At 73.3% G+C, this 26,635-nt stretch carries 24 protein-coding genes; 16 read left to right on the top strand and 8 right to left on the bottom strand.

Annotated features, from left to right (window positions below):
* Positions 1 to 45: 45 nt before the first annotated feature.
* From ACFYYF_RS10620 to ACFYYF_RS10610, 3 genes are all read left to right on the top strand, one after another.
* Complete coding sequence (locus ACFYYF_RS10620; protein ID WP_388773539.1) at positions 46 to 1,176, top strand: transposase domain-containing protein; 1,131 nt, start codon at positions 46 to 48, stop codon at positions 1,174 to 1,176.
* A 142-nt stretch (positions 1,177 to 1,318) separates the two neighbouring features.
* Positions 1,319 to 1,705 (top strand): VOC family protein, encoded by a 387-nt coding sequence (locus ACFYYF_RS10615; RefSeq protein ID WP_388773537.1) that lies wholly within the window; start codon positions 1,319 to 1,321, stop codon positions 1,703 to 1,705.
* A gap of 83 nt (positions 1,706 to 1,788) precedes the next feature.
* Positions 1,789 to 2,556, top strand: coding sequence for a VOC family protein (locus tag ACFYYF_RS10610; RefSeq protein WP_361680938.1), 768 nt, complete (start codon positions 1,789 to 1,791; stop codon positions 2,554 to 2,556).
* Between the two features lie 115 nt (positions 2,557 to 2,671).
* On the opposite strand, the gene ACFYYF_RS10605 is transcribed toward ACFYYF_RS10610, so the two are convergent.
* Together ACFYYF_RS10605 and ACFYYF_RS10600 are read right to left on the bottom strand one after the other, a co-directional pair.
* Positions 2,672 to 3,187: a MarR family transcriptional regulator gene (locus ACFYYF_RS10605; RefSeq protein ID WP_361680941.1), complete on the bottom strand. Its 516-nt coding sequence runs from the start codon at positions 3,185 to 3,187 to the stop codon at positions 2,672 to 2,674.
* Between the two features lie 629 nt (positions 3,188 to 3,816).
* Entirely contained in the window at positions 3,817 to 5,460 is a 1,644-nt protein-coding gene (locus ACFYYF_RS10600) for an FUSC family protein (RefSeq protein WP_388773533.1), read from the bottom strand.
* Between the two features lie 228 nt (positions 5,461 to 5,688).
* Here ACFYYF_RS10600 and ACFYYF_RS10595 point away from each other — a divergent pair, with 228 nt between their 5' ends.
* From ACFYYF_RS10595 to ACFYYF_RS10575, 5 genes are all read left to right on the top strand, one after another.
* The gene (locus ACFYYF_RS10595; RefSeq protein ID WP_388773530.1) at positions 5,689 to 6,252 is read left to right on the top strand and encodes a DUF5134 domain-containing protein; all 564 of its coding nucleotides are present in this window, start codon (positions 5,689 to 5,691) and stop codon (positions 6,250 to 6,252) included.
* Between the two features lie 86 nt (positions 6,253 to 6,338).
* The gene (locus tag ACFYYF_RS10590) at positions 6,339 to 7,277 is read left to right on the top strand and encodes a M56 family metallopeptidase (RefSeq protein WP_388773528.1); all 939 of its coding nucleotides are present in this window, start codon (positions 6,339 to 6,341) and stop codon (positions 7,275 to 7,277) included.
* 170 nt (positions 7,278 to 7,447) lie between these two features.
* Positions 7,448 to 8,152, top strand: a complete 705-nt coding sequence (locus ACFYYF_RS10585) for an HAD family hydrolase (RefSeq protein ID WP_388773525.1) — start codon at positions 7,448 to 7,450, stop codon at positions 8,150 to 8,152.
* 183 nt (positions 8,153 to 8,335) lie between these two features.
* On the top strand, positions 8,336 to 8,626 hold the full coding sequence (locus ACFYYF_RS10580; RefSeq protein ID WP_388773523.1) for a hypothetical protein: 291 nt from the start codon (positions 8,336 to 8,338) through the stop codon (positions 8,624 to 8,626).
* A 116-nt stretch (positions 8,627 to 8,742) separates the two neighbouring features.
* On the top strand, positions 8,743 to 9,426 hold the full coding sequence (locus ACFYYF_RS10575; protein WP_388773520.1) for a TetR/AcrR family transcriptional regulator: 684 nt from the start codon (positions 8,743 to 8,745) through the stop codon (positions 9,424 to 9,426).
* 89 nt (positions 9,427 to 9,515) lie between these two features.
* Here ACFYYF_RS10575 and ACFYYF_RS10570 read toward each other — a convergent pair whose 3' ends face one another.
* Positions 9,516 to 9,986, bottom strand: coding sequence for a DUF6214 family protein (locus ACFYYF_RS10570; RefSeq protein WP_388774349.1), 471 nt, complete (start codon positions 9,984 to 9,986; stop codon positions 9,516 to 9,518).
* A 214-nt stretch (positions 9,987 to 10,200) separates the two neighbouring features.
* On the opposite strand from ACFYYF_RS10570, the gene ACFYYF_RS10565 reads away from it, so the two are divergent.
* Positions 10,201 to 11,550: an FAD-dependent oxidoreductase gene (locus tag ACFYYF_RS10565; protein WP_388773517.1), complete on the top strand. Its 1,350-nt coding sequence runs from the start codon at positions 10,201 to 10,203 to the stop codon at positions 11,548 to 11,550.
* A gap of 102 nt (positions 11,551 to 11,652) precedes the next feature.
* Here ACFYYF_RS10565 and helR read toward each other — a convergent pair whose 3' ends face one another.
* Together helR and ACFYYF_RS10555 are read right to left on the bottom strand one after the other, a co-directional pair.
* Positions 11,653 to 13,800 carry an RNA polymerase recycling motor ATPase HelR gene (helR, locus tag ACFYYF_RS10560; protein WP_388773514.1) on the bottom strand — a complete coding sequence of 716 codons (2,148 nt, stop codon included), beginning with the start codon at positions 13,798 to 13,800 and terminating at the stop codon, positions 11,653 to 11,655.
* 169 nt (positions 13,801 to 13,969) lie between these two features.
* The gene (locus ACFYYF_RS10555; protein WP_388773511.1) at positions 13,970 to 14,326 is read right to left on the bottom strand and encodes an ArsR/SmtB family transcription factor; all 357 of its coding nucleotides are present in this window, start codon (positions 14,324 to 14,326) and stop codon (positions 13,970 to 13,972) included.
* 172 nt (positions 14,327 to 14,498) lie between these two features.
* Here ACFYYF_RS10555 and ACFYYF_RS10550 point away from each other — a divergent pair, with 172 nt between their 5' ends.
* Positions 14,499 to 15,578 (top strand): NADH:flavin oxidoreductase/NADH oxidase, encoded by a 1,080-nt coding sequence (locus ACFYYF_RS10550; RefSeq protein WP_388773509.1) that lies wholly within the window; start codon positions 14,499 to 14,501, stop codon positions 15,576 to 15,578.
* 149 nt (positions 15,579 to 15,727) lie between these two features.
* On the opposite strand, the gene ACFYYF_RS10545 is transcribed toward ACFYYF_RS10550, so the two are convergent.
* Together ACFYYF_RS10545 and ACFYYF_RS10540 are read right to left on the bottom strand one after the other, a co-directional pair.
* Entirely contained in the window at positions 15,728 to 16,390 is a 663-nt protein-coding gene (locus ACFYYF_RS10545; RefSeq protein WP_388773507.1) for a sigma-70 family RNA polymerase sigma factor, read from the bottom strand.
* Positions 16,391 to 16,522: 132 nt separating this feature from the next.
* Positions 16,523 to 17,284 (bottom strand): hypothetical protein, encoded by a 762-nt coding sequence (locus ACFYYF_RS10540; protein WP_388773505.1) that lies wholly within the window; start codon positions 17,282 to 17,284, stop codon positions 16,523 to 16,525.
* A gap of 206 nt (positions 17,285 to 17,490) precedes the next feature.
* On the opposite strand from ACFYYF_RS10540, the gene ACFYYF_RS10535 reads away from it, so the two are divergent.
* The 3 genes from ACFYYF_RS10535 to ACFYYF_RS10525 all read left to right on the top strand — a co-directional run bounded on the left by ACFYYF_RS10535 (position 17,491) and on the right by ACFYYF_RS10525 (position 22,406).
* A complete protein-coding gene (locus tag ACFYYF_RS10535) occupies positions 17,491 to 17,787 on the top strand; it encodes a hypothetical protein (protein WP_361680980.1) in 297 nt (98 codons plus the stop codon).
* 394 nt (positions 17,788 to 18,181) lie between these two features.
* Entirely contained in the window at positions 18,182 to 20,068 is a 1,887-nt protein-coding gene (locus tag ACFYYF_RS10530; protein WP_388773501.1) for a phosphatidylglycerol lysyltransferase domain-containing protein, read from the top strand.
* A 262-nt stretch (positions 20,069 to 20,330) separates the two neighbouring features.
* Positions 20,331 to 22,406, top strand: coding sequence for a HEAT repeat domain-containing protein (locus ACFYYF_RS10525; RefSeq protein WP_388773497.1), 2,076 nt, complete (start codon positions 20,331 to 20,333; stop codon positions 22,404 to 22,406).
* A 210-nt stretch (positions 22,407 to 22,616) separates the two neighbouring features.
* On the opposite strand, the gene ACFYYF_RS10520 is transcribed toward ACFYYF_RS10525, so the two are convergent.
* Positions 22,617 to 23,189 carry a hypothetical protein gene (locus ACFYYF_RS10520; protein ID WP_388773494.1) on the bottom strand — a complete coding sequence of 191 codons (573 nt, stop codon included), beginning with the start codon at positions 23,187 to 23,189 and terminating at the stop codon, positions 22,617 to 22,619.
* A 391-nt stretch (positions 23,190 to 23,580) separates the two neighbouring features.
* Between ACFYYF_RS10520 and ACFYYF_RS10515 the strand changes: the two genes are divergently transcribed.
* The 3 genes from ACFYYF_RS10515 to ACFYYF_RS10505 all read left to right on the top strand — a co-directional run bounded on the left by ACFYYF_RS10515 (position 23,581) and on the right by ACFYYF_RS10505 (position 26,598).
* The gene (locus ACFYYF_RS10515) at positions 23,581 to 24,666 is read left to right on the top strand and encodes an exo-alpha-sialidase (protein WP_361680989.1); all 1,086 of its coding nucleotides are present in this window, start codon (positions 23,581 to 23,583) and stop codon (positions 24,664 to 24,666) included.
* Positions 24,667 to 24,826: 160 nt separating this feature from the next.
* Entirely contained in the window at positions 24,827 to 25,504 is a 678-nt protein-coding gene (locus ACFYYF_RS10510; RefSeq protein ID WP_388773491.1) for a uracil-DNA glycosylase, read from the top strand.
* Positions 25,501 to 26,598: an N-acetylglucosamine kinase gene (locus ACFYYF_RS10505; protein WP_388773489.1), complete on the top strand. Its 1,098-nt coding sequence runs from the start codon at positions 25,501 to 25,503 to the stop codon at positions 26,596 to 26,598. Before ACFYYF_RS10510 ends, ACFYYF_RS10505 begins: the two co-directional genes overlap by 4 nt.
* Positions 26,599 to 26,635: the final 37 nt, after the last annotated feature.

Below are 26,635 nucleotides of genomic sequence, written 5' to 3'. Positions count from 1 at the left end.
CACCGGTGACTTAAGGGCCGTCTCTTTCATCCATGGAGGTGGGAAATGCCGCGCGCCGGTCAGATGGGAACGGTGTCGGTCGGCCGACTGACCGACCGAATCGGAGTGGGTCTGCTGGTACGGACTTTCCCGCCGAAGCTGGTGGACCGGGTGATCGCGGACTGCGGGCGCACCGAGCAACGCAGCCGACTGCTTCCGGCCCGCACCGTGCTGTACTACGTACTCGCCATGTGCCTTTTCTCGGCGGAGAGCTATCGCGAGGTCGCCCGACTCCTGGCCCATGGACTGGACTGGGCGGACCAGTCCCCGGGGGCGCACTGGATGCCGACGACCGCGGCCATCTCCCGGGCTCGCGCCAAACTCGGATCGGAACCGCTGAAGGCGCTGTTCGCGGCGGTCGCACGGCCGAGAGCCCCCGGAGCGCGGGGCGGCCGACGCGACGGGCATCTGCGCTGGCGGGCGCACGCCCTCGACGCCGTCGTCTTCGGCGTCCCCGACTCACCCGAGAACCGCGGGCAGTTCGGCCCTCCGGTAGCCGGCAGCCCAGCGCAGTCCGCCTATCCCCAAGTGCGACTCCTGACCTTGTCGAACTGGGGGACGGGTGTCACGAGCGCGACCTTCGGGCCCCGGGCGGTCGCGACCTCAACGCTGGCGGAGGGGTTGCTCGTCGGCTTGAAAAGCAGCGACCTCGTACTTCTGTGCGACTGCCTCACGGGCCGGGACCCTTGGCCGTCGGTATGGGGCGCCGACCGGCATCTGCTCTGGCGTGCGCCTTCGCAGACGTATCTGCCGGTCCTGTCGACGCTCCCGGACGGTTCCTGCCTCACTGAAATCCCGGCCGCGGGGCGCATGGCCGGAGCGGCAGGCTTCCCGGCAAGGCTCATCACCGGAGCCGCACGGGAGACGGGCGGCCTGCTGACGACGGCCCTGGACCCCATGGCGTCTCCCGTCGGTCCGCTGGCCGAACTTCACCGTGAGCGCACTGCCTTCGGCTTCTGTCTGCGAGAGCTGGGCGGGCAAACACCAGAGGCACCCGGTGTCGTCCTGCGATCCCGCTCGCCCGAGGGCGTGGAACAGGAACTGTGGGCCTATCTCCTCATCCACCACGCCGTGCGATCCGTCCTGTCCCGCGCCGAACCGCCCTCACCGTCCCCCGGAGCGGTCGGTGCTCCCTAAGTCACCGCTGCACACACCACCCAGGCGTACGGGCACGCACCCCGCCCCGCGCCGTGTCCACCGCGCCCTGCGGGAACCGATGCGGAGAACCGCGGCCACACATCAACCGGGAATCGCCCGGCAGGCCCTAGGCTCCGGGCGCATGGTGCATGTACTGAGCGGCCGGACCCTGCTGCGTCCGAGCGACCCGGAGCGTTCACGTGTCTTCTACGGCGAACAGCTCGGCCTGGCCGTCTACCGCGAGTTCGGTACGGGGCCCGAGCGCGGGACCGTGTACTTCCTCGGCGGCGGATTCCTGGAGGTCGCCGGACGCTCCGAGACACCGCCCTCACCGGCGCTGAAACTGTGGCTCCAGGTCGCGGACATGGCGGCGGCCCACGAGGAGCTGACTGCCTCCGGGGTCGAGGTGGTGCGCGGGCCGGTGCGGGAGCCGTGGGGGCTCATCGAGATGTGGATCGCGGACCCGGACGGGACCGAGATCGTGATCGTCGAGATCCCGGCCGACCATCCGCTGCGCTACCGGCCCTGAGGCCCCGCGGGCGGTGAGTCCGGATGGCCGGGGCTCCACGCCGGGCTTAGCGTGCTCAGGGGGCTCGCTGCGGAAGGAACGTCATGAAGCTCGACAGGCCCGTGACCGGCGGACCCTGCTGGACGGAGCTCGGCACCGACGATCTGGAGGGCGCCAAGGGGTTCTACGCCGATCTGTTCGGCTGGCGCCTGGAGACGGACCCGCGGCAGGAGGCGGGCGGGTACACCGTCGCGCACCTGGGGGACGCGCCCGTGGCGGCGATCACCCCCCTGTACCAGGAGTCGCAGCCCGTCGCGTGGAACGTGTCGTTCGCCGTCACCGACGTGGACGCGGCCGCGGCGGCCGTGCGGGCCGCCGGGGGTGCCCTGGCCCTCGATCCGGTGGACGTGCTCGACGTGGGCCGCTTCGCGGTCGCCTTCGACCCGGGCGGAGCCGCGTTCCAGATGTGGCAGGCACGGGCCTTCTCCGGTGCGGGCCTGTTCAACGCGCCCGGCGCGCTCGGCTGGGTGGAACTGCTGACCCGGGCCCCGGACCGTGTGACCGAGTTCTACACGACGGTGTTCGGCTGGACCGTGAAGCCCTCGGCGCACTACCCGCAGTGGGGCATCGACGGCGCCGACTTCGGCGGCATGGTGACGATGGACGAGAACTTCGCTCACGAGGTCCCCTCGCACTGGCTGCCGTACTTCGCCGTCGAGGACGTCGACGAAACGGCGAACGCGGTCCTCATCGCGGACGGCCACCTGCTGATGGAGCCCGTCTCCCAGCCGGGCGGCCACCGCCGTCTGGCCGTCGCCCGCGACCGACAGGGCGGGGCCTTCGGGATCTACGCGGAGGGTTCGAAGAGCTGATCCGGAGGGCCGAGGGGTGCCGAGGGCCGAGGGGTACGGGGATCCACCGCGGACAGGGTGAGCAGGCGAGGCGTCACCACCCGGACGATCCGCCCGCCCGACCGTCGGGCCGGGGTCAGGCGCGGGGCAGCCTCAGCCGGCCTTCGAGCTGCCCGAGCAACTCGCCCAGGAGTCCGGCCAGTTCACTGCGGCGTTCGCGGTCGATGCCGGACAGGACCGAGTTCTCGTAGGCGAGCTGGTCGGGGAGGACGGCGTCGACCAGGGCCTGTCCGGCGTCGGTCAGGCGGACGTGCGCGACGCGGCGGTCACGGGTGTCGCCGCGCCGCTCGACGAGGCCGCGTTCGGTGAGCTGCTTGAGCCGCTTGGTGACGGCGGCACCCGAGGAGAACGTCTCGCGGGCGATGTCGCTGGGGGTCAGCTCGTGCCCGGTGCGGCGCAGCGTCCCGAGCACGTCGAACTCGGGGCGGGTGAGACCGGCCCGGCGCAGCGGCGCGTCCTCGGCCTGCTGAAGGAGCGCGGCGCAGCGGTTGACCCGCCCGATGACCTCCATGGGCCCGGTGTCGAGATCGGGCCGCACGCTCTCCCACTGCCTCACGACGGCGGCCACCGTGTCTCCTGGGGCCGGCTCCACGGGGCCGGGGCCTGCATCGGAAGGCGTCCGGTCGGCGGACCGGGTGCCGACGGAGCTCGCGTCCGTCGGGCCGCCCGTGCTCGCGGGCCCGGTGTCGGCGAGGGTCCCGCCGGTGGGGCCGGCCTGCGCGGGCCCTGCGTCGGCGTGGGTCCCGTCCGTGGGGCCTGTGCTCGAAGAACCTGTACCGGCGGACTCCCTGTCGGAGGACCCCGTACCGGAGGACCCCGTACCGGAGGACACACCGCCGACGGTCCCGGTGCCCTCCGGCACCCCATCGGCGGGCGTGGCGCCGGACGGCCCTCCGTCGACCGGCCCGGTGCCCGCCGACACCTCTTCCGCGGGCGTGGTGCCGGGCAGCCCTCCATCGACAGACCCGGTGCCCGCCGACACCCCTTCGGCGGGCGTGGTGCCGGACGGCCCTCGATCGACGGGCCCGGAAACAACAGGCCCGGTACCGACAGACCTGCTGCCGACAGGCCCGGTACCGACAGACCCAGTACCGACGGGCCCGATCCCGACAGGCGTCCCCTCGGCGGGCGTCCTCCGGTCCGGTGCCGGGGCGGCGTCCCGCGCCGGATCACCGTCCCGCGCCGGGTCGCCCTCCGCCGCTTTCCGCCCGTCCGCTGTCGTCATGCCTGTGCGCCCTCCCAGCAGTGCAGTCCCTGGCGTCGTACCGTCGCCGCGAGCGTACGGTGTCCGGCCTGCTCGGCCCGCATCACCCGCTCCTCCGGCAGGGCGCGCCTCCACCATTCGCCCGCGGCGGCGTCCGCGGCGGAGCGCAGGTGGACGACGGCGGCGGACAGTCCGCGGCGGGCCGATTCCAGGGCGCCGGGCTCGGGCCGCTCCTGGGCGAGCAGTCCGGCGGCGTGTTCCTGGGCACGCCCCACCGCGCGCAGCGCCTCCTCGATACGGTCTCCGGCCCGCCGGTTGGTCACGGCGACCGCCGCGAGGAATCCGACGAGCGCGCCCACGAGGGTGTCGAGGACCCGGTCGGTCATCAGCTCGCCGGGCTGCTGGGCGTGCGCGAACTCGGTGATCAGCAGGGCCATCGGGGTCACACAGACGCTGCCCAGCCAGTAGTTGCGGCCGATCAGCGCCTCGGCGCCGAAGTTCAGGGCGAGGCAGCACAGGACGAGGGCCGCCTGGCCCACATGGGCGAGCGGGGCGAGGACGGCGAAGGCCGCGACGCCGACGAGGTTGCCGGCCACGCGCTGGACGCCGCGGTTCCAGGTCAGGGTGACGTTGGCCTGGTAGAGCGAGGCCGCGGTGACCAGGGCCCAGGAGGGGCGGCCGACGCCGAGCGCGAGCGAGACGTATCCGGCGAGGGCGCAGCCGAGCGCGGTCCGCAGGGCGATGGGGGCGAGCGGGCCGAGACGGGCGCGCAGGGGCGGCTCCCCGAAGGCGAGGGCGGCCTCGACGCCGAGGAGTTCGTCCGCGGCGTCCCCGAGTCCGTCGGGCCGCGGGACGGGTCCGGTGCCGGAGAGGTCGCGAGCCCAGCCGCGCAGCCGTTCGGGGTCCGTGCCGGCGGGTGCCGCGAGCGCGACCTCGGCCCGTACGACGAGCCGTTCGAGGGCTCGCCGGGGCGCGGAACGGGCTCCCGTGGACAGCAGCGACTGCCAGGCGGTGTGGACGGCGGCGGCCGCGGCGGCGCGGGCACGGGCGTCGTCCGGAGCGCCGACGGAGACCGCCGCGGCGTTCAGCGCGTGCGCGGTGGCCCGCCGCTCCGGGCCGTGCGGGCGTACGAGCCCGGGTGCCATGCCGACGATCCAGGCCCAGGCTCCCGCCGCCGCGCCCAGCGCGAGATGTCCCGGCACCTGGCCGAGGTGCTGCGGCACGAACAGGGATGCCGAGGAGATGAAGGCGAGGACGACGTGCCCCGGCGGGCCGATGCGCGTGGCGTCGCACAGGGTCTTCTGCGCGGCGGCCAGCAGCGCGCCGACGGTGACCAGCACGACGGCGTTCGTGGTGAGGGAGGCCGTGACGAGGGCGACGCCGAGTCCGCCGAGCATGCCGGCCACCACCCAGGCGAGGGCCCGGGCCCGTGCGGCGTACGGGCGGTTGTGGGCGTAGAGCGCGCAGAGCGATCCGGCCATCGTGTACATCGCCAGGTCCAGCCGGCCGAGCGCGAGCAGCGTCAGATTCGGCGGGGCGACCGCGACGACGACGCTCAGGGCGGGCTTGAACCAGATGTCGGAGGGCCTGCCGAGGCGCAGCGCGGAGGCCAGCGGAAGCCGCGGTGCTCGCGGGGGACGGGGAGGGTTCGCACTGCTCATTCCATAACCTTAGCAGGTGTTTTATCTGTAAATTAGTTTCCTCGCACGACTCCCACCTGCGGTGCACTCCCGCACGCTCCCCCGTGTACACCCCTGCGCTCGCGTGCGCTCCGGGCCTTTGGGGCATGCCCTGACCGACCGATGTCCGGCAGCGCTGCCCGGCACACTCCGCCCGGCGTCGCGTGCCCTGCGTCGCGCGTCCGACGTCGTCTCGCGGGGAGGTACGCGGTGCACGAACCGGCTTCAGCCGGCTGGCTGCTCGTCGCGCTGTGCGCGGCGACGGGGGCCTACTGCCTGCTGCGGATGCGCAGCCCGGTCGAGGAACAGCGCCGCACCGCGGGCGGTGAGGCGCTCATGGGATTCGGCATGGCCGCGATGGCCGTGCCGGCGGCCGTGGTGACCCCGCCGCGCTGGGCCTGGCTCGCCTGTACCGCCGTCTTCGGCGTCGCCGCGCTGCGCGCGCTGTGGACGGCCCGCGGCGGCGGACATCATCTGCATCACCTGATGGGCAGCGTCGCGATGGTCTACATGGCCGCGGTGATGACCACGTCCCCGGCCCATCACGTCCACGGCGGCACCGGCGTCCCCGTCCTCACCGGGGCGCTCCTGCTGTACTTCACCGGCTACGTACTGCGCTCGGGCGCCCGTCTCCTGCCCCTGCCCGTGACGTCGGGCCCCGTCGCGTCCGGCCCGCGGGCGGGTTCCGTCGGCTGGGGCGACCGTCCCGAACTCTCGCGGGCCTGCCGCCTGTCGATGGGGATCGCGACGCTGGCGATGCTGCTCACGCTGTGACACCGGGCGCGTCACGGGCCCGTGGCGTACGTCACTTGAGGTCGCCGGCCGTATCCAGTGGCGTGCCCCGCTCATAGGCTTCGGCCATGATGGTCCCCGCGGCACTGTTGCTGCTCGGCGCCCTTGCCTCCGTGGTCGCTCCGCGACTGCTCGCACGGGCTGACTGGCCGGACCGGGAACCCGTGGTCGCCCTGTGGGTGTGGCAATGCGTGGTGGCGGCCGTCCTGCTGTGCTGCGCCCTGTCGATGACGCTCAGCGCGTCCGCCGCCTGGGTGGCCGTGCGCGGGCACGTCTTCGGCGGCGCGCCGGCGTCCGTCGTCGACGCCTACGCGCCGGGTGCGGGCGGCCCCTGGGCCGCCGCCACGGCCGTGACCCTCGCGTGCGGCGGAGCCTGGACCGCGGCGATGCTCGTCCGCGAGATCGTACGGGCGCGGGTGCGGCGTCGCCAGAACCGGTCCGAACTCCTTGTGCGCGCACCGATGTTGCCCGGCGAGGAGGGCGCCGCCGGACGCCTCGTCGTCCTGGAGGGGGAGCGCCCCGACGCCTGGTGGCTGCCCGGCGCCGCCCCCCAACTGGTCATCACCACAGCCGCCTTGCGGCGGCTGAAGGGCCGTCAGCTTGATGCCGTGCTCGCCCATGAGCAGGGGCACGCGCGGGCCCGGCACGACTGGCTGCTGCACTGTTCGGCCGCGCTGGCCAACGGGTTCCCGCAGGTTCCCGTGTTCGCCGCGTTCCGCGACGAGATGCACCGACTGGTCGAACTCGCCGCCGACGACGTGGCCTCGCGCCGCTTCGGCCGGCTCACGATCGCTCTCGCCCTCGTCGAACTCAACGAGGACCGGGGCGTGTTCGGCCCCGGCCCGGCCGTCCCGGGTGCGCACGTCCCGCAGCGCGTGGACCGCCTCCTCACACCGCGGGACCGGCTCACAGCGGCCCGCCGGCTGCAACTGACGGCGGCGGCCGCGCTGGTGCCGGTGATTCCGGTTCTCGTGGCGTTCGTGCCGGGTCTGCGCGCACTGGGCTAGGGCCCGTCCGACAATTCCCGTCTGCCCGGCGACGACGGGAATCGTCGGACAGGCCCTGGCCAGGCGCCGCCGGACCGTTCGCCCGGTCGGCGGCGCCCCGGACTCCCGTGCGGGTTCGCCGGCCGAGTGCTTCTTGACCGTCACGGGACGTGCCGCGAAAGATCTGACACATGACCTTCAAGGGTGTGCTCTTCGACTTCTCCGGGACCCTCTTCCGCGTCGAGGACACGGAATCGTGGCTGCGCGCGGTGCTCGCGGAGACCGGTCACACGCTCACGGAGCCGGAGTTGGCCGAAAAGGCGCGCGCTCTGGAGGCGGTGGGCGCGCTCGCCGGAGGGGCACGTCCGACCCTCCCGGTGCCGGATCGTCTCCGCGCCCTGTGGGCGACCCGCGACCGCGGTGCCGAGGAGCACAGGGCGGCGTTCACCGGTCTCTCCCGGCAGGTGCCGCTGCCCGATCCGGATCTGCACGACGCGCTGTACGACCGCCATATGCGCCCCGCCGCCTGGAAGCCGTACCCCGACGCCGCCGAGGTGCTGGCCGCGCTCCGCGAGCGGGGTCTCGGCATCGGGGTGGTCAGCAACATCGGCTGGGACCTGCGGCCCGTGTTCCGCGCGCACGGGCTCGACCCGTTCGTCGGGGCGTACGTCCTGTCGTACGAGCACGGCGTCCAGAAGCCGGATCCCCGGCTCTTCGCGACCGCCTGTGCCGGACTCGGCATCTCCCCCGAGGACACCCTGATGGTCGGCGACGACCGTACGGCGGACGGCGGCGCGGCGGCCCTGGGCTGCGCGGTGCACTTCGTCGACCACCTGCCGGCGGCGGACCGCCCGGACGGGCTGCGGCCGGTGCTCGACCTGGTGGACGCGGACTGACGCACCGGAAACGCCTGTTCACCGCCCCTGGAACACGCGTTCAGGAATCCCGATACAGGAACGACGGTTTCCGGCCAGGGGCAAGCCGGGAACGTCAAGTTCTGGCCAACAAAGGCCAAATACCTCGCAATCAGGGCCGCACGGCTACGTTGGCGCCTCCGTCACACAGTCCCGAGGTCCGCAATGAAGACAGTGTTCTGGATCCTCCTCGCCGGCTTCCTCACGTGCGTCACCGGCGCCGCCCTCCTCAACACGGCGCGCAGCGACGACAGGGAGACCCTCGTCGGCAATGCCCTGCTGAGTCTGTCGGTCGGCTGGTACATGGTCACCAGCTGGCACCGTGCCCGCCTCGCCGCACACCGGCGCCCATCCCGGGGCGAGATGCCCGGTATGCGCGACGCCGGTCCGGCACCTGCCGACGGCCACCGGGCGGACGACACTCCCCCGGCACCCGCTGCCGCACGACCGACCTGAGGCGATCCCCCGCGTCGCCCCAGGTCGGCGGCAGCCCGGAACCGACCCGCGAAGGGCCTGGTTCCGGACGCGTTGAGTATAGTTGGCTGGCAGCCAGTCAACGCAGGAGTTACAGCATGTCCCCGCGAAGCGCCTCGGTCAATGAAGAGTTGCGGCGGCGTTCCCGAGAGCGCTTGCTGCTGGCCGCGGTCGAACTCGTCAGCGAGCGCGGTTACGACGCCGCGACGCTCGGGGACATCGCGGATCGCGCGGGATCGGCGCGCGGACTCGTCTCGTACTACTTCCCCGGCAAGCGCCAGCTCCTGCAGTCCGCGGTGCACCGGTTGATGCACCGCACCCTGGAGGAGGCCCTCGAGCGCGAACCGCGCAGCGAGGACGGCCGGGAGCGGATGGCCCGGGCCATCGACGCGATCCTCGGACTCACCCAGGACCAGCCCGTGCTGATGCGCCAGCACATGGCCGGGCTGCTCCAGGCCGAGGGATTCGTGCAGTGCCCCGAACAGGTGCGGCTCTCCGCACTGCTCGGGGACACCGTGGCACGGTACGGATCGGAGCAGGTCTCGGCCGACTACCCGATGCTGCGCGCCCTGCTCATGGGCGCCGTCTACGCGGCGCTGGTGCCGGGCGTGCCGATGAAGGTCCCGGTGCTGCGGGCCGAACTCTTCAAGCGCTACCGGCTGGACTGGGAGATGGGGGTGCCGCCGGACGCCGAGGCGTCGGGCGGCCCCCGCGACACGGACCTGTCCCGCTTCTTCGCGACCGATCCGGAGCCCGAGTCCGCGGACGGCCCGTCCCATTAGCGAGCCGCGCGGGGCCGTCGGGACCGGCGCGCCCACCTTCCGGGCGCCGGACCGCACGAAGGAATGTGTGCCGGCACGCCCGGCCGTGGTCAGCGGCGCGCGTGGCGAGGTGTCAGGAACCCCGCGTCCCGGGCTCCGGCGATCAGCCGCAGGGACTTGCGCCGGCTGTGACCGGTGGCGTCCATGACCGCGAGCACCGGGTCCACCCCCTCCTTCTGGGCCGCCCGGTACTCCTCCGCCACCAGCAGACGGCCCTCGGTGCCGCGCGGCCAGGCCGGTCGCGCGCGCCGCGCCTGACTCTCCCGGTCCTGGTCGCGGCCGATGCCGAGGCGGCCACCGCACGCCTCGGACAGCGGTTCCTCGATCCACTCGGCGACCACCGCGAGGTCGTCCAGCGAGAGGGGCGGTTCGGCCCGTACGTCCTCGATCGACAGGGCCGTCTCCGACAGCACGGCGAGCAGGTCGACCCTGGCACCGTCGGTGAAGGCCAGCCGGACGTTGAACCAGGACGTGACGCCCGCATCGGACTCCCGCACTTCCCAGGCGGGCCATACGGACACGTCGCCGTCCGCGCGGCAGCGGTCGGACAGATTAAGAAACGATGCGTCTAGCACATACGGAACGTAACCGCATCATCACATTCCATACGAACGGACACGCGCGTGACCGGCACGCGCCGCACCCTGTCAGCGGAGCACCCCGTGGTGCGATGCTGGGAGCACCAGCGATGTCCTGTCAGCGATCTTCCTGATCCCTCGGGTGAGGAGTTCCGCGGTGCTGCGTGTCGCCGTCGTAGGTTCGGGGCCCAGCGGGGTCTACAGCGCACAGGGCCTGGTCCAGCGGAGCGGGCCTCCGGACGTCCGCGTCGACGTCCTGGACCGGTTGCCCTGCCCCTATGGCCTGGTGCGCTACGGCGTGGCACCCGACCACGAGAAGATCAAGTCCCTCCAGAACAACCTGCGGACCGTCCTGGAGGACGAGCGGGTGCGGTTCCTCGGCGGTGTCGAGGTGGGACCCGGCGGGGTTCCGGTGGCGCGGCTGCGGGAGCTGTACCACGCGGTCGTGTACTGCGTCGGCGCCGCCACCGACCGGCATCTCGGAGTGCCCGGCGAGGACCTGCCCGGCAGCTGGTCGGCGACCGAGTTCGTCTCCTGGTACAGCGCGCACCCCGACTCCGTGGCCGACGGATTCGTGGCCGGCGCCCGCTCGGCCGTCGTCATCGGCGTCGGGAACGTCGCCGTCGACGTGACCCGGATCCTGGCCCGCACCGCTCCGGAGCTGAGCCCCACCGACATTCCGCAGGCGGCGCTCGGCGCGCTGGCCGCCAGCGAGGTCACCGAGATCAGCATGGTGGGGCGGCGCGGACCGTCGCAGGCACGCTTCACCACGAAGGAACTGCGGGAGCTGGGCGGCCTGCCGGAGGCCGACATCAGCGTGGACGAGGCGGAACTGGCGCTCGATCCTGCCTACCTCGATCCGTCGGGGCTGCCCGCCGCCCAGCGCCGCAACGTGGAGGTCCTCCGGGGCTGGGCGGCGTCCGCGCCGCTGGGCCGGCCGCGGCTGATCCGCCCCCGCTTCTTCCTGCGGCCCGTCGAACTCCTCGCCGACGGCGGCCGGGTGGGCGCGGTGCGGTTCGAGCGGACGGTTCCGGACGGGGTCGGCGGGGTGAGGGGAACGGGCCGGTTCGAGGAGATCGAGGCCCAGTTGGTGCTGCGCTCGGTGGGTTATCGCGGGGTGCCGCTGGACGGCATGCCGTTCGACGCCGGCCGGGGCACGGTGCCGCAGCGGGCGGGACGGGTTCTGCGGGACGGGGTGGTCTCGCCGGGCGAGTACGTGGCGGGCTGGATCAAGCGGGGCCCGACCGGAGTCATCGGGACCAATCGCCCGTGCGCGAAGGAGACGGTGGCCTCCCTGCTGGAGGACGCCCCTCACCTCGTACGGCGCGAGGTGGCCGACGATCCGCTGGCGGCGCTGCGGGCCGAGGGGACACGCCCGGTCGAATGGGCCGGCTGGCAGGCGATCGAGCGCGCGGAGGCGGAACTGGGCGCCCGCCTGGGCCGCGAGGTCGTCAAACTGCCCGACTGGGACGCACTCTGGGCGGCCACACGAACGGCCGGGGCCTGACGACGGCCCCCTGAAGATCGGGGCCCGACGACCGGCCCCGGAGATCGGGTCCGGACGGGCGCGCGGGCGGCTGATCTCCTGCGCGCCGACCGGGTCTCGGTTTCAGGGAGTTGTGAGGATCACCAGTTGCTGGGTCGCACGGGTCATCGAGACGTAGCGGTCGACCGCTCCTTCCACGCCCTCTCCGAAGTTCTCCGGGTCGACGAGGACGACCAGGTCGAACTCGAGTCCCTTCGACAACTCCGGTGTCAGCGACCGGATCCGGGAGGTCTCCCGGAACCCGGGATCGCCAATGACGCACGCGATGCCCTCGGCGTGCCCGCGGAGCCAGGTGTCCAGCACCGACTCCAGGTCCGCGACCGGTCCGTGGACGACGGGGACTCCTGAACTGCGCACGGAGACCGGCACGTTGGCGTCCGGCAGCGCGGCCCGGACGACGGACTCGGCCTGGGCCATGACCTCTTGCGGCGTCCGGTAGTTGATGGTCAGCGACGCCACCTCGATCCGGTCCAGTCCGACCCGCCCGAGCCGTTCCTCCCAGGACTCGGCGAAACCGTGCCGGGCCTGTGCGCGGTCCCCGACGACGGTGAAGCTCCGGGACGGGCAGCGCCGCAGCAGCATCTGCCATTCCGCGTCGGTCAGTTCCTGCGCCTCGTCGACGACGACGTGCGCGAACGGCCCGGCGAGCAGGTCCGGTCGGGCCTCGGGCATCCCGGCCTCGTCGATCAGGGTGTCCTGCAGGTCCTTGCCGCGCAGCATCGTCACCGCGCCCTCGCCGTCGTCGTCGGCCGCGAGCACGTTCTCGATGACGCCGGCCATGCGCTCGCGCTCGGCGGCCACGGACGCCTCGTGGCGGCGCCTTCGCAGGGACGTCTCCGGGTCGCCGAGCCGCAGGCGTGCCGCGTCCAGGACGGGCAGGTCGGACACCGTCCAGGCCCGGGCGTCCGGGCGCTGCAGTCTGCGGACGTCGTCGGGCCCGAGCCAGGGCGCGCACAGCCGCAGGTACGCGGGTACGGACCACAGGTCGCCCACGAGGTCGGCCGCATCCAGCAGCGGCCACGCGCGGTCGAGGGTCCCGACGAGCTCCTGATCGTGCAGCAGCGCCCTGCGCAGCAGTTCGGGCGGGACGTCGTCGTCGTGTTTGTCCGTCAGGATCGCGACCAGCGCCTCCCAGACCTGGTCGCGCGCCTCGTTGTGCGGAGTGCCCGGCTCCGCCGCCTCGAACGCCTCGGCCCAGTCGTCGGCGCTCAGCGCGACCTCCGCCCACGGGGTCGTGACCGTCATTCCCTGGGCGGGCGGCTCCTCGTAGAACCGGACGGCCTTCTCGATCGACTTGACCATGTCCGCGGACGATTTCAGGCGGGCCACGTCCGGGTCGCGCTCGGCCGTCGCCGCGGCTCCCTCGGGGACGAGGTCGCGCAGGGTGCAGGTCTGCACGCCCTCCTCGCCGAGGCTGGGCAGGACGTCGGCCACGTAGGCGAGATAGGGCTGGTGCGGACCGACGAACAGCACGCCGCCGCGCCGGTGGCCGAGCCGGGGGTCGGAGTAGAGGAGGTAGGCGGAACGGTGCAGCGCGACGACCGTCTTGCCGGTGCCGGGGCCGCCGTCGACGACGAGGGCGCCGCGGGATCCCGCCCGGATGACGGCGTCCTGGTCGGCCTGGATCGTGGCGAGCACGTCCCTCATGCGCTCCGAGCGGCTGCCGCCCAGGCTCGCGATGAACGCGGACTGGTCGTCGAGCGCCGCGTGCCGCTCCAGCCCGTCGGCGGTGAACACCTCGTCCCAGTAGTCGCTGATCCGGCCGTCGTTCCAGCGGTATCTGCGACGGCTCGCCAGACCCATCGGCCGGGCGTGCGTCGCGGCGAAGAACGGCTCGGCGGCGGGAGAGCGCCAGTCGGTCAGCAGCCGGCGGCCCTCGCTGTCGGTGAGGCCGAGCCGCCCGATGTACACCGGGCCTGAGCCGTCCGCGGCGACGACGTGCCCGAGGCACAGGTCGAGTCCGAAGCGGCGCAGTGCGCGGAGCCGGCCCGTGAGCCGGTGGATCTCCAGGTCTCGTTCCATCGCCTCACGGCCCAGGCCGCCGGGCGCCCTGCGTTCGGCGTCGAGGCGGTCGGACAGTTCGGCGACGGCGCTTTCGAGGCTCTCCGCGACGGCCGCGAAGTGCCGCTCGTCCGCGGCGATCAGTTCCGGGTCCGCCTTGGCGGACAGCCGGTCGGGAAGGCGGAACGCGCTGGTGGTCAGAGGGCTCATGTCAACTTTCCGCAGGTCCTGGCTTCGGCCAGTGATTCTGCGGCAGGACCGGGGCCTTGCCGCAAGCCCCCCGGTGCGCTATAAGTTGAGAGTGGCAAGGGATGGACTTTCCCCTTGCCCTTTCTTTTTGCCCGGGCCGGGAAGTGTCAGCGGCGGTTGCCGCGGGGCGTCACCGCGCCGGCCGCCCGGCCTGCCGGGCGGCGGCCTCCAGGACACGGTCGAGGAGTCCGGGGAAGAGCGCGTCGAGGTCGTCCGCGCGCAGTCCGTTGAGCTTCGCCGTGCCGCGATAGACCTGACGGACGACCCCGCTCTCGCGGAGCACCCGGAAGTGGTGCGTCGACGTGGACTTGGTGACCGGCAGTGCGAAGTCCGAGCAGGAGAGTTCACGGCCTCCGGCGGCGAGCTCGCGGACGATCTGGAGCCGCATCGGGTCGGACAGCGCGTGCAGGACCGACTCCAGCCGGATGTCCTCACGCCCGGGGTGCGGCAGATCACGCCCACTGGCGGCGGTGGCGGGGGGTGTCACGGCGGCTCCACTTCCTCCGGGGACCTCGGTCTTCGCCCCCTCACCTTCGGCATCGTCGGGCAGCCTTCACCCGACGCGACCATTGTACGAGACCCATCGTAGTTTGACACTCGCCGTACTACGAGGTTTATCGTACGAGGCATCCACCGGTCCCGCCACGAATGGAGTCGGCGTGAGTGCCCTCTTCGAGCCCTTCGTCCTGCGCGAAGTCACCATCCCCAACCGGGTGTGGATGCCCCCGATGTGCCAGTACTCGGCCGCGCCGGAGGGTCCCTCGGCGGGCGCTCCGCACGACTGGCACTTCGCCCATTACGCGGCCCGCGCCACGGGAGGGACGGGACTGGTCGTCGTCGAGGCGACCGCCGTCTCGCCCGAGGGCCGGATCTCCCCGTACGACCTGGGCATCTGGAACGACACCCAGGTGGAGGCCTTCCGCCGCATCACGCGTTTTCTGTCCGCGCAGGGCACGGTGCCGGCCGTTCAGCTCGGCCACGGCGGGCGCAAGTCCTCGACCGACCGGCCCTGGAAGGGCGGCGCCCCGGTCGGCCCGGACGCGCACGGCTGGCGGGCCCTCGCCCCGAGCGCGATCGCGTTCGACGAGAAGCACCCGGTTCCCGACGAGCTGACGGTCGACGGAATCCGGGAGATCGCGGGCCAGTTCGCCGACGCGGCTCGCCGCGCCCTGGCCGCCGGCTTCGAGATCGTCGAGATCCACGGCGCCCACGGCTACCTGATCAACGAGTTCCTCTCCCCCCACTCCAACCACCGCACCGACGCGTACGGCGGCTCGTATGAGAACCGCACCCGGTTCGCCCTCGAAGTCGTCGACGCCGTACGGGAGGTATGGCCGCAGGAGAAGCCCCTCTTCTTCCGGATCTCCGCGACCGACTGGCTGGAGGACGCGGGCTGGAGCGCCGACGACACCGTCCGCTTCGCCGCCGAACTGCACGAGCACGGCGTGGATCTGCTCGACGTCTCCACGGGCGGGAACTCCTCCGGCGTACGGATTCCCGTCGGCCCCGGCTATCAAGTGCCGTTCGCCGCACGGGTGAAGAGGGAGACCTCGATGGCCGTCGCCGCCGTCGGTCTCATCACCGAGGCGGAGCAGGCCGAGAAGATCGTCGCCAACGGCGAGGCCGACGCGGTGCTCCTGGGAAGGGAGTTGCTGCGCAACCCGTCCTTCGCCCGGCTCGCGGCACGCGAACTCGGGGCGGAGGTCCACGTGCCCGACCAGTACCACCGCTCCGTGTAGGCGTCCGGGCGCGGAGGCGGCCGTGCGTCCGGCCCCGGAGGCGGTGACGCGTCCGAACACGGAGGGCGCCAGAGCGGTTCCGGCGCCGGGTGGTCGGCGCGCAGTCGCACCACCCGGCGCCGGAAGCGGGTCCGGCGGCCCCGCCCCGCTCAGGCGGCGGTCGTCGCGACCCTCCCGATCGTCACCTCGGTCGTCGTTCCGACCTCCGCCTCGGCGAGCAGCGCGACCAGGGTCGCGCGGGCACGTGCCACGCGGGAGCGGACCGTTCCGACGGGGCAGCCGCTGACCAGGGCGGCCTCCGCGTAGGGCAGACCCATCATCTGGGTCAGGACGAACGCCTCACGACGTTCGTCCGGAAGCACGGCCAGCAGCTCCAGCAGAGCGACGCCGTCGTCGAAGCCGGGCAGACCGAGCGGCTGCGCGTGCTCCACCGCGGTCTCCCAGTCGGCGCAACCGGTCGAGCGCGGCCGGACGGCGGCGTACCGCAGGCTGTCGATCACCGCGCGGCGGGCGATGGACAGCAGCCACGTCCGCGCCGAGGAGCGCCCCTCGAAGCGGTGCAGACTGCCCAACGCCCGCAGGAACGTGTCCTGGGCGAGGTCCTCGGCGGCCTGCGGATCGGCGGACAGGTGGGCCACGTAACGCACGACATCGCGGTGGAGCGCGCGGACGAAGCTCTCGACGGCGGCCGGATCGCCGGCGCGTGCGGCCAGCGCCCAGGCGGTCGCCGACTCGTCGGCCGACACCGCTCGGCCGTCTTCGTCGCGCCTCTCGTGTCCATGGCGCGGAACAGGCAGGGCAGGAGTGATCACCAGGTGTCCTTCTCGGGTCATCCGTGATCCGGACCGGCGCGAGCGCCACGGGTCCGGTGGTGGGGTGCGGCCGTACGGGAGGTACGACCGATGCCCGAAGCACCCGGTCGGCGCTTCGGGGAACGGGCTGTCTCAGACGACAGCGGTCCCCACGGGCGGACCCCGGGAAGTGATCGCGTGGACGAGAAGGAGGAGGCGCGGGGCGCGCTCCGAGGAACGTCGGCGGACCCGGAGCGCCGGCCGGTACGGCGACGCCGGAAGGGCGAGCAACAGCCGTAGAGGCGCGGCCAGTCGGCCGGCCAGGGCCCGCAGGACGCGGAAGACCGCACGCTCGCCGTGCGCGAGCCAGAGGCCGCACAGCAGCGCCGCGAGCAGATGGGCGGCGAACATGCCGAACGATGAGGGCGAGCCCGCTCCGGCGCCCCAGGGGAGCACATGTTCCATGGCTCCGGAACCCATGGGCCCCATGCCCATGGAGCCCACGCCCATGGACCCGGCGCCCACGGCGTCCATCGAGTTCATGTTCATCGAGTCCATGGCGCTCATCGCCATGCCGTCCATGGCGTCCATGCCGGCCATGGCGTTCCCGGCCGGGCGCCCCGGCCCGGCACCCGTGCCCGTACCCGCGTCGGCGGCCGTCAGGGACTGCGCGAAGGAGAACGCGCCGTGGAGGACGCCCTGAGCGAGCACCACGACGGACACGACGAACGGGAGCCCGCGTTCACGGCCGGCCAGGCACCAGCCCGCTCCGGCCGTACCCGCTCCCGCGCCCGCCAGCGCCCACCAGGCCACCGGGGAGCCGGACATCATGACGTGGCCGAGGGCGGCGAGCAGCACACAGACGGCCGCGAACATCACGGCCCGCAGCATGCGCGTGCACCATCCGGCAGTCATGACCGCCACATCCTCGCATCCAGGGTCCGGACGTCGTGAAGAGGTACGGAATTCCGCGGGCGCCGGACGGGTGGCACACCCGTGATCCGGATCACGCGGCCCGGACGCCTCCGCCCCGCATGGCTTCCGCGCTCCTGGGTAGCCGCCGCAGCACCATGACATCACGGCCAGGACAGGGAGACCCTACGTGTTGTAGGGTCCCGGCGGTGAGTGCCGTACGACAGGGGGAACCCGTGGAGGAACGTGACACCGGACGCGTGGCACGCGGACCGGCGTCCGTGCTGGCACTGCTCGTCCCGAGTCTCGGCATCGCCGCGCTGGGCGTGTACCACCTGTGCGGGTTCGACCTGCACGCGCTGCACGGACGCCCGCACCTCGCCGACGGACTGACCATGGCCGGAGTGATCACGGCCCTGGTCGCGGCGGGCGCGGCGGTCGGCGACCTCCTGTGGTGGGCGACCACCCGCACGGACCGCGACCGGGGCGCGACGCCCCACCACTGAGGACCACGGCGCGGACGCCGTCGCCGTCGGCGCGGTTGGTGCGCGAGGGGCACGGCGTCCTGAGCCATCGGGTCCGGCCGTCACCAGGTCCGAGCGGCGGCCGGCGGAGTCGGTTCCTCACCTCCCGGAGTCCCCCGGGTCCGGGCTTCGGCTCCCTTTCGTTCCCGGCGGCCGGGATGTCCTCCACGACCGTGGCCGCGCCGGGCGCCCGGCAGCGGCGAACCGGCACCCGCCGGGCAGGTTCGCCGCGGACCGCTCCCCGCATTCTCAACACCTCCTTACCTCTTCACGCCGCCTCCGGCTGGCCACCGGCTCTCGATTCCCTACAAGATGTAGTGTTCCGGCCTCTGTCCCCACCGGTTCTCCCGCCCTCTCCCCAAGGTGATGCTCCACGGTGTCCGTACAACAGTCAGCGCTCGTCCCGGAACAGCGGAACGCGAGCCCGCGCCGCGGGGCCCCGTCCGGACGGGAGGGCGACGGCATCCGGCCACGAGCCGCCGCGTTCACGGTCTGGTACCTGCGGCTGCTCGCCGTCCTCAACATCGTCGCCGTGATCTCGCTGCCCTTCCGCGAGGAGGTGCACGAGCACAACGGGGGCGAGTTCTTCACTCCCTATCTGGCCACCGCCGGGCTGATCTCGGCGGCGCTGGCCCTGTTCCTGGCACTCGTGATGCGGCGCCGCAAACGAGCCGCCTGGATCTTCAACCTGCTGCTCTCCGGCCCGCTCCTCGCGCTCTACACCGTGGCGCTGACCCAGGACCGCTACCAACGGCACGTCTTCAACTGGATCTCGGTCCTGCTCACCGCCCTCTTCGTCGTCGCCCTCCTGCTGGGGCGCCGGGAGTTCCAGGCCGTCGGGGACCGCTCGAACCCCCGTCTCGCGCTGGCCGTCGGCGCGGGCGGTCTGCTCGTCGGCGCCACCCTCGGCACCCTGCTCGTCAGCGCCACCAACCGTGTGACGGGAACACCGCTGAGCGACCGGATCGCGTACACACTGCTGCGCGGAATCAGTGTCGGCCCGCTCGCCGACCGGTTCGACAGCGTCGTCGCGCCCCGCTGGGTCGACATCCTCGTCAACGTCCTGATGGCCGTCACCTTCCTGCTGGTGCTCTACGCGTGCTTCCGTTCGCCGCGCGGCCTGGAACTCCTCGGCGAGGACGACGAGATCCGGCTGCGGGCCCTGCTGGCCCGGCACGGGGAACGCGACTCGCTCGGCTATTTCGCGCTGCGCCGCGACAAGGCGGTCATCTGGTCCCCGAGCGGCAAGGCGGCGATCGCGTACGGCGTCCGCGGCGGGGTGACCCTCGCCTCCGGCGACCCCATCGGCGACCCGGAGGCCTGGCCCGGCGCGATCGAGGCGTGGCTGCGGGAGGCTCGGCGGCACGCGTGGACGCCCGCGGTGATGGGCGCGGGCGAGGAGGCGGGAACCGTGTACGCCCGGCACGGCATGGACGCCCTGGAGCTCGGCGACGAGGCCATCGTGGACCGGTCCGACTTCACCCTGGAGGGACGCGCCATGCGGGGCGTCCGGCAGGCGCACAAGCGCGTCCGGCGCGCCGGTTACACGGTGCGCGTCCGACGGCACGAGGACATCCCCGAGGCCGAGATGGGCGCCTTGACCGACAAGGCGGACCAGTGGCGCGACGGGGCGACCGAACGCGGCTTCTCCATGGCGCTCGGCCGGCTGGGAGACCCCGCCGACGGGCGGTGCGTGATGCTGGAGTGCCACGACGGCGCGGGGGAACCCCGGGCCGTGCTGAGCTTCGTGCCGTGGGGCGAACGGGGCCTCTCCCTGGACCTGATGCGCCGCGACCGGAACTCCGACAACGGTCTCGTGGAGTTCATGGTGATCGAACTGCTGCTGCGCGCCGAGGAGTTCGGTGTGGAGCGGATCTCCCTGAACTTCGCGATGTTCCGGTCCGTCTTCGAACGCGGCACCCGGCTGGGCGCGGGACCCGTGCTGCGGCTGTGGTGTTCGGTGCTGACGTTCCTCTCGCGCTGGTGGCAGCTCGAATCGCTGTACCGGGCCAACGCCAAGTACCGGCCGGTCTGGGAGCCTCGCTATCTCCTCTTCGAGAAGAGCGCGGACCTTCCGCGTATCGGCATCGCGGCGGCCCGCGCGGAGGGCTTCCTCGCCCCGCCGGCCCTGCCCCGGTTCGCCTCCCGGCGCCCGGCCCGTCCGGACGGGCGGTCCCCCGAACCGCCTCCGGCGGGACCCGGGTCGGCCTCGCGGACCTCGGCCCCGTCCGGTCGCTCCAGGTCGTCCGCGCCGAACGCCTAGCGCCGCGCCGCGATCAGCGGCCTCGATCCGCCGGCACGCGGCCGGGCTCCCAGGAGGGTGTCCGGCCGCGCTGTCTCCGGGTGCGCCTCTCCCCCGGCCGGACGTCCCCGAAGGCGGCGGCACCCCCGGCCGACCGTCGGAAAACGGCCGTTCGCACCGTAGTTGGCCGGACCCACGCCATCGACGGGACGGTTCCCGGGCGTCACTGTCAGTGCCGTGGTGCACACTCACGATCAACGGCGGGACGCATGGGGAGGACACCGTGTTCAGGGGGATCGACGAGGTCGACTGGGCCTCGCTGGAGCATGCCTACGGAAGTGCCGCGGACGTGCCGGAGCTGCTGCGGGGGCTCGCCTCGCCACTCCCCCATGAGCGGGAGGCCGCGCTCGACGGGATGTACGGAGCCGTGCACCACCAGGGCGATGTGTACGACTCGACGCTCGCGTCCGTCCCCTTCCTCTTCGCGCTCGCCGGACACGCGGGGCTCCCCGACCGGGGCGGCATCGTGGAACTCCTCGCCAGCATCGGCGGTTCAGGCCACGGGGACGTCTTCGGGGAGACACCCGGGGGCGGTGAAGACGGTGAGCACGACGCGGACGGGGACGGCGGCGGCCCGGGCACGGAGGACTCCGGGAACGACAACCGCGCGATGGCACGCGCGGCGGTCCGGTCGGGGGCGGCGGTCTTCCTGGACCTGGTCACGGACGGCGATCCGGAGGTGCGCCGCGCCGTGCCGTCGGCGCTCGTCCGTTTCCACGGCGAACCGCCGCGTGCCCTGGCCCTGTTGAGCGAGCGGCTGCGGGACGAACAGGAGGACGGCGTCCGGCTGGCCCTGGTCGAGGGCCTCGGCCTCTTCGCCCGGCTGTACGGCGGTTCCGGGGCCCCGGCGGTGGACTGTCTGGTGTCGCTGTGCGGCCCGCCGCACGACCCCGGGCTGCGGCTCGCGGCGCTCGGCCAGCTCGCCTCGTGCGCTCTCGACCGGCTCCCCGCCGACCTCGTGCCCACGGTCGTCGCGCTGCTTCACACCAGGTCCCAGCGGATCCGGCCGTCCAGAGAGCCCGTCCGGACGTCCTCCGACACGCTCATCGGGAGTCTGCGCCGCATCCGCCCGGCGGACGAGGAGGGCGCGCAGTTGCTCCGGACGCTGCACAAGGCGCTGGGCGCCCGCACCGCGGACCGGATCGCCCTGCTCGAAGGACAGTTGAGCGGTCGGACCACGGCCGACCGGTGCAACGCCGTCTGGATGTCGGCGGGGCTGTTCCGTGAATGGCGGGGCGCCTACGAGGAGCCGGTCGCGCTGATCGGTGAGCAACTCGGCTCGGACGAGGCGCGGTTGCGCTGCGCCGCGGTGTCCGTCCTGGAGTTCCTGTTCACTCTGGCGGCTCCGGCGGCCGACCGGCTCGCCGCTCTCGTGGAGTCGCGCACGGACTCCCGGGGACGCGGTTCGGCGACCCTGCACCGCCCGCTCAAGGCCCTCGCCCGGTGCGGGGACGCACGGGCGGTGCCGGCTCTCGCGGAGGTGCTGCGCGGCCCGGCCGTGCCGAACGAGACCGGGTACACGATCGGCTTCCTGGGTGCGGCAGCGGCGCCCCTGGCTCCGCTGCTGCGCGAGCGGCTGGCCGAGGTTCCGCTCGGCTCCGTGGACACGTACGACCGTGCCGCGCCGCTGCTGTCCGGTCTCGGCGCGCTGCGGCACGCCGCCGCCGTGCCGGAAGTGCTGCGACTGCTGCACGGCACACCACGCGAACTGCGGCTCCGGGACGCTCTGGTGAAGGCGCTGGCCGGGACGCTCGCCGCGTTCGGCCCGGGTGCGTGTGAGGCCGTCCCGACGCTGCGGGGGCTGCTGACGGGCGGGAACGCCGTGGCGGCGGCCGACGCGCTCCGGTCCGTGGAGGGGGACGTCGAGGCGGTCCTTCCGGTGCTGCTCGGTGCGCTGGGCCCGGAGCGGGACACCGGGATCCGCCGGGCGGCGGCCGAGGCGCTCGGCCGGACGGGGCCGGCCGCCGCGCCCGCGCTGCCCGCGCTTCTTCGGCTGACGGGCTCGGGCGACGTGTGGGAGCGGACGGCCGCGGCGTGCGCTCTGTGGGACATCGCCGGAGATCCGGAACCTGTACTGCCGGTGTTCCGCGAAGCCTGGCGGAACCCGTACACCCGGGGCACCGTCACGGCGTGCCTGGTCCGGATGGACGACGCGGGCGCGCCCGTCCACGACCTGATCCGCACGGAACTGACCTCGCCCCGCCGCCACCGCGCCCGCCCGGGCGGTCACGGCAGTCACGACGTGCTCGACGACGAACGGCTCCTTCGGGACTGCCGGACGGTCCTGCGGTCCGGCTGACACAGCCGCCCACCGTGCCGACGCGGCCCGGGCGGCGCCGGGACCGACGTGCGTGCGGGGGCCGGGCGAAGCCGGGAGCGACTGCGTGCGCAGCCCGCGCGGCGCCGGATGCGACGTGCGTGCGAGGCGCGGGACGTCGTCACGGCACTGTGCGCACTGTGCGCGCGGAGTGTGCCGCGCTCTGGGCGGCCGGGGAGGCGCCGGGGCGGCTCAGCTCGTCATCCGGCCCCACAGGGGGCCGATCCGGGCCCACTCCTCGTCCCAGCGGTCCACTCGTCGGCGTTCCAGGTGGCCGCGGAGGAAACGGCCGGCGGCGAAGGGGACGGCCGCGACCCCGGCGCCCGCGAAGAGGCCGATCAGCCAGGCCCGCAGCCGGGCCACGGCGACGGTCGTGGGCCGGTCGACCAGGCGTCCCACGGGATCGGTCCACACCAGGACCGGGGTGTCCGCCAGGGTCCCCGCCGAGACCCGGACCTGGCCGGAGCGGGCACTGCCGTCCGGCGCCGTCCAGCGGACCCTCGTCCACACGACGCGACCGGCGGGCCCGCTCGCCTCCGGCGCGTCCTCGGTCAACCGGGCGGGGACGGTGTGCGACTCCGCGCGTTCCCTCGCGAGAGTGGTCTCCACGGCACCGATGGTCCCCAGACCGGCGACCGCGCCGCCGAGCACCGTGAACACCCAGGCCGTGAGCACGATCCAGGCCTCCAGGACATCGCTTCGCCGTCGCAGCGGGTTGCGCCGCCACCGCCACAGCCAGACCCTCGGACCACGGAACGCCGCCATCAAGGGCATCCTCCTCACGACCGCACGGACACGCCACGTCCCCCTCCCTTACGCGCGTGCTCCGCCCGATGCTCACGGCCCCGCCCCCACCGCCTCGTCCGCCACGGGAGGCCGGCCCTGCGGTAAGGGCCCTGCGGTAAGGAGGGCCACCAGGACCGCGGGCATGGGGGGCCGGGGACCACGGCACCCCTCCGCGCGCGGTCCGGAAGGCACCCGGTCGCCGTCCGTACCGTCGCCCGCGGAGCAGCCCGGAGAGCCGCGCGGGAAACCCGCGTCCGATGCCGAAACACCCCGTCCGACCTGCGCAGACGCCAGGCCGGAAGGTGACTGTCGGTGCCGGGGTGCAGACTGGCCCGTAGCGCAGACAACGACGTCGCGGAGGTGGCCGGTCATGGCCGACGTACTGCTCACGGTAGGCACCCGCAAGGGTCTCTTCATCGGCCGGCGGCGCGGTGGCGCCTGGGAGTTCGACGAGAGCCCGTACTTCAACGCGCAGGCCGTGTACTCGGTCGCGATCGACTCCCGGGGCGACACGCCGCGGCTGCTGGTCGGCGGGGACAGCGCGCACTGGGGCCCCTCCGTGTTCCACTCCGACGACCTGGGCCGCACGTGGACCGAACCCGCGCAGCCCGCGGTCAAGTTCCCCAAGGACACGGGGGCCTCGCTGGAGCGGGTGTGGCAGTTGCACCCGGCGGCCGCCGAACCGGACGTCGTGTACGCGGGGACGGAGCCGGCCGCATTGTACCGCTCGGAGGACCGGGGCGAGTCCTTCGAACTCGTCCGCCCCCTGTGGGAGCACCCCACCCGCTCGAAGTGGGTTCCCGGCGGTGGCGGCGAGGGGCTGCACACCATCCTCACCGACGAACGCGACGCGGGTGCCGTGACGGTGGCCGTGTCCACGGCCGGGGTCTTCCGCACCGCGGACGGCGGCGCGAGCTGGGAACCCGCCAACTCCGGTGTCTCCGCCGTGTTCCTGCCGGATCCGAACCCGGAGTTCGGACAGTGCGTGCACAAGGTCGCGCGTGACGCGGTGAATCCTGACCGGCTCTATCTCCAGAACCACTGGGGGGTGTACCGCAGCGACGACGGCGCCGGGCAGTGGACCGACATCGGCGCCGACCTGCCGTCGACGTTCGGCTTCACGGTGGCGGCGCATCCGCACCGCGGGGACACGGCGTACGTCTTCCCGATCAACGCCGACGCCGACCGCGTGCCGGCCGACCGGCGCTGCCGGGTCTTCCGTACGGACGACGCGGGCACGACCTGGGAACCGCTGACGGCGGGACTGCCCTCCGAGGACCACTACGGCACGGTGCTGCGCGACGCGCTGTGCACGGACGGCGCGGACCCGGCCGGCGTGTACTTCGGCAACCGCAACGGCGAGGTGTACGCGTCGGCGGACGACGGGGACAGCTGGCAGCAGCTCGCCTCGCATCTCCCGGACGTCCTGTGCGTCCGCGCGGCGGTCATGGCCTGATCGCGGCGAGGACCAGAGGAGGACAGGGGTCGCCAACGCCCCTCGGTGGCGGGCGTCTTGTGCCCGGCGACGTCCGATTCGGCAACGAATCGGTCATCCCCGGTCGCGGGACGGCCACCAGTTTGATCTCGGCCATGTGTACGGCAGTAGGGTGACGCCCGTGGCACCACGACCGTTGCATGAGATCGTCGAACCGGGCTGGGCGAAGGCCCTCGAACCCGTCGCCGGACGGATCGCCGAGATGGGCGACTTCCTGCGCGCGGAGATCGCCGGGGGACGCACCTACCTACCGTCCGGGGCGAATGTCCTGCGGGCCTTCCAGCAGCCCTTCGACGAGGTGCGTGTCCTCATCGTCGGACAGGACCCGTACCCGACCCCGGGTCACGCGGTGGGTCTGTCGTTCTCGGTGGCCCCGGAGGTACGTCCGCTGCCGCCCAGCCTGATCAACATCTTCCGCGAACTGAACAGCGACCTCGGCGCGCCCCAGCCGTCCAACGGCGACCTCACCCCCTGGACGAACCAGGGCGTGCTGTTGCTCAACAGGGCGCTGACGACGGCACCCCGCAACCCCGGCGCACACCGCGGCAAGGGCTGGGAGGAAGTCACGGAACAGGCCATACGGGCCCTGGCCGCGCGCGGCCGACCGCTGGTGTCCATCCTGTGGGGCCGCGACGCGCGCAACCTGCGCCCCCTGCTCGGCAGCCTTCCCTCGGTGGAATCCGCGCACCCCTCGCCCATGTCCGCCGACCGCGGCTTCTTCGGTTCGCGCCCCTTCAGCCGCGCCAACGACCTGCTGGCGAAGCAGGGAGCGGAGCCGGTGGACTGGCGCCTGCCGTGACACCCGACGGCGTGCACGACGGCCGGCGGGACGGGCGGAGCCCTTCCGTCGTGCTGGCCGTGGACTCCGGAGGCTCGGGACTGCGGGTGGCGCTCGGCGCGCACGGGGTGCCGGACGATGCCGTCGCTCCCGCACGCCGAGACGCCCCGGCACCGCCCGCCCCGGTACGGCTCGGTGGTCCGCTGACCTCCCGGGAGCCGGTGCGGACCGGCCCGCGCGGGATCTCGGCCGAACACCTGCTGGATCAACTGCTGCCGATGGCACGCCGGTTGATGGCCGAGGCGGGCGCCGGACGACTCGGGGCCGTCGCCGTCGGCGCGGCCGGTCTCGCCACGCTCGGCGCCGAACTGCGGGAGGAACTGCCGGCTGTCCTGGAGCGTGAACTGGGCGTAGGGCGGCTCGCCCTGGCGGCGGACGCGGTGACCGCGTACACGGGCGCGCTGGGCACCCGGGCGGGTGTCGTGATCGCGGCGGGCACCGGCATGATCGCGATCGGCACCGACCTCACGTCATGGCGCAGGGCCGACGGCTGGGGCCATCTGCTCGGCGACTGCGGCGGCGGAGCGTGGATCGGCCGCGCGGGCCTGGAAGCGGCCCTGCGCGCGTTCGACGGCCGCCCGGGCGGCTCGTCCGCGCTGCTGGCGCGGGCGGAGGAGCGGTTCGGGCCGATGCCGGAGCTGCCCGGTCTGCTGTATCCGCGCGGCGACCGGGCCGCCGTGCTCGCCTCCTTCGCCCCCGAGGTGGCCGGCCTCCGCGAGAGCGATCCCGTGTCCTCGGGCATCCTGCGGGCCGCCGCCCGGCACATGGCCGAGTCGGCCGCCGCGGTGTGCCCGGCCGACGGCGAGCCCCATCTGGCCTTCACCGGGGGCCTGTTCAACGTGGGTGAGGCGCTCCTCGAGCCCTTGGGCGAGGAGTTGGCCGAGCGCCTGCCGAAGGTCCGCCGGGTACTCGCCGCGGGCGACCCCCTCGACGGTGCGCTCCGGATCGCGGCCGACCTCGCGGACGGCCGGCTCGCACTGCCCCTGGACGAACGGATGTTGTACGTGGTGACCGAAAAGCCGTACCAGGACATCCATGGCCAGAATGCGCCGTAGCACCGACAAGTCGGCGTTTACCGATCGCTTCTGATCC

The organism is Streptomyces sp. NPDC001914 (genome assembly GCF_042891215.1).
Classification (GTDB): domain Bacteria; phylum Actinomycetota; class Actinomycetes; order Streptomycetales; family Streptomycetaceae; genus Streptomyces.
This window is presented reverse-complemented; position numbering and strand designations above follow the sequence as displayed.

Excerpts from the sequence above, each read along its gene's own strand:
- ACFYYF_RS10600 (WP_388773533.1), bottom strand. The coding sequence starts at position 5,460 with ATGAGCAGTGCGAACCCTCCCCGTCCCCCGCGAGCACCGCGGCTTCCG.
- ACFYYF_RS10520 (WP_388773494.1), bottom strand. The coding sequence starts at position 23,189 with ATGGCGGCGTTCCGTGGTCCGAGGGTCTGGCTGTGGCGGTGGCGGCGC.
- ACFYYF_RS10540 (WP_388773505.1), bottom strand. The coding sequence starts at position 17,284 with ATGACTGCCGGATGGTGCACGCGCATGCTGCGGGCCGTGATGTTCGCG.
- ACFYYF_RS10590 (WP_388773528.1), top strand. The coding sequence starts at position 6,339 with ATGATGGTCCCCGCGGCACTGTTGCTGCTCGGCGCCCTTGCCTCCGTG.
- ACFYYF_RS10585 (WP_388773525.1), top strand. The coding sequence starts at position 7,448 with ATGACCTTCAAGGGTGTGCTCTTCGACTTCTCCGGGACCCTCTTCCGC.
- ACFYYF_RS10620 (WP_388773539.1), top strand. The coding sequence starts at position 46 with ATGCCGCGCGCCGGTCAGATGGGAACGGTGTCGGTCGGCCGACTGACC.
- helR (WP_388773514.1), bottom strand. The coding sequence starts at position 13,800 with ATGAGCCCTCTGACCACCAGCGCGTTCCGCCTTCCCGACCGGCTGTCC.
- ACFYYF_RS10610 (WP_361680938.1), top strand. The coding sequence starts at position 1,789 with ATGAAGCTCGACAGGCCCGTGACCGGCGGACCCTGCTGGACGGAGCTC.
- ACFYYF_RS10615 (WP_388773537.1), top strand. The coding sequence starts at position 1,319 with ATGGTGCATGTACTGAGCGGCCGGACCCTGCTGCGTCCGAGCGACCCG.
- ACFYYF_RS10580 (WP_388773523.1), top strand. The coding sequence starts at position 8,336 with ATGAAGACAGTGTTCTGGATCCTCCTCGCCGGCTTCCTCACGTGCGTC.
- ACFYYF_RS10515 (WP_361680989.1), top strand. The coding sequence starts at position 23,581 with ATGGCCGACGTACTGCTCACGGTAGGCACCCGCAAGGGTCTCTTCATC.
- ACFYYF_RS10575 (WP_388773520.1), top strand. The coding sequence starts at position 8,743 with ATGTCCCCGCGAAGCGCCTCGGTCAATGAAGAGTTGCGGCGGCGTTCC.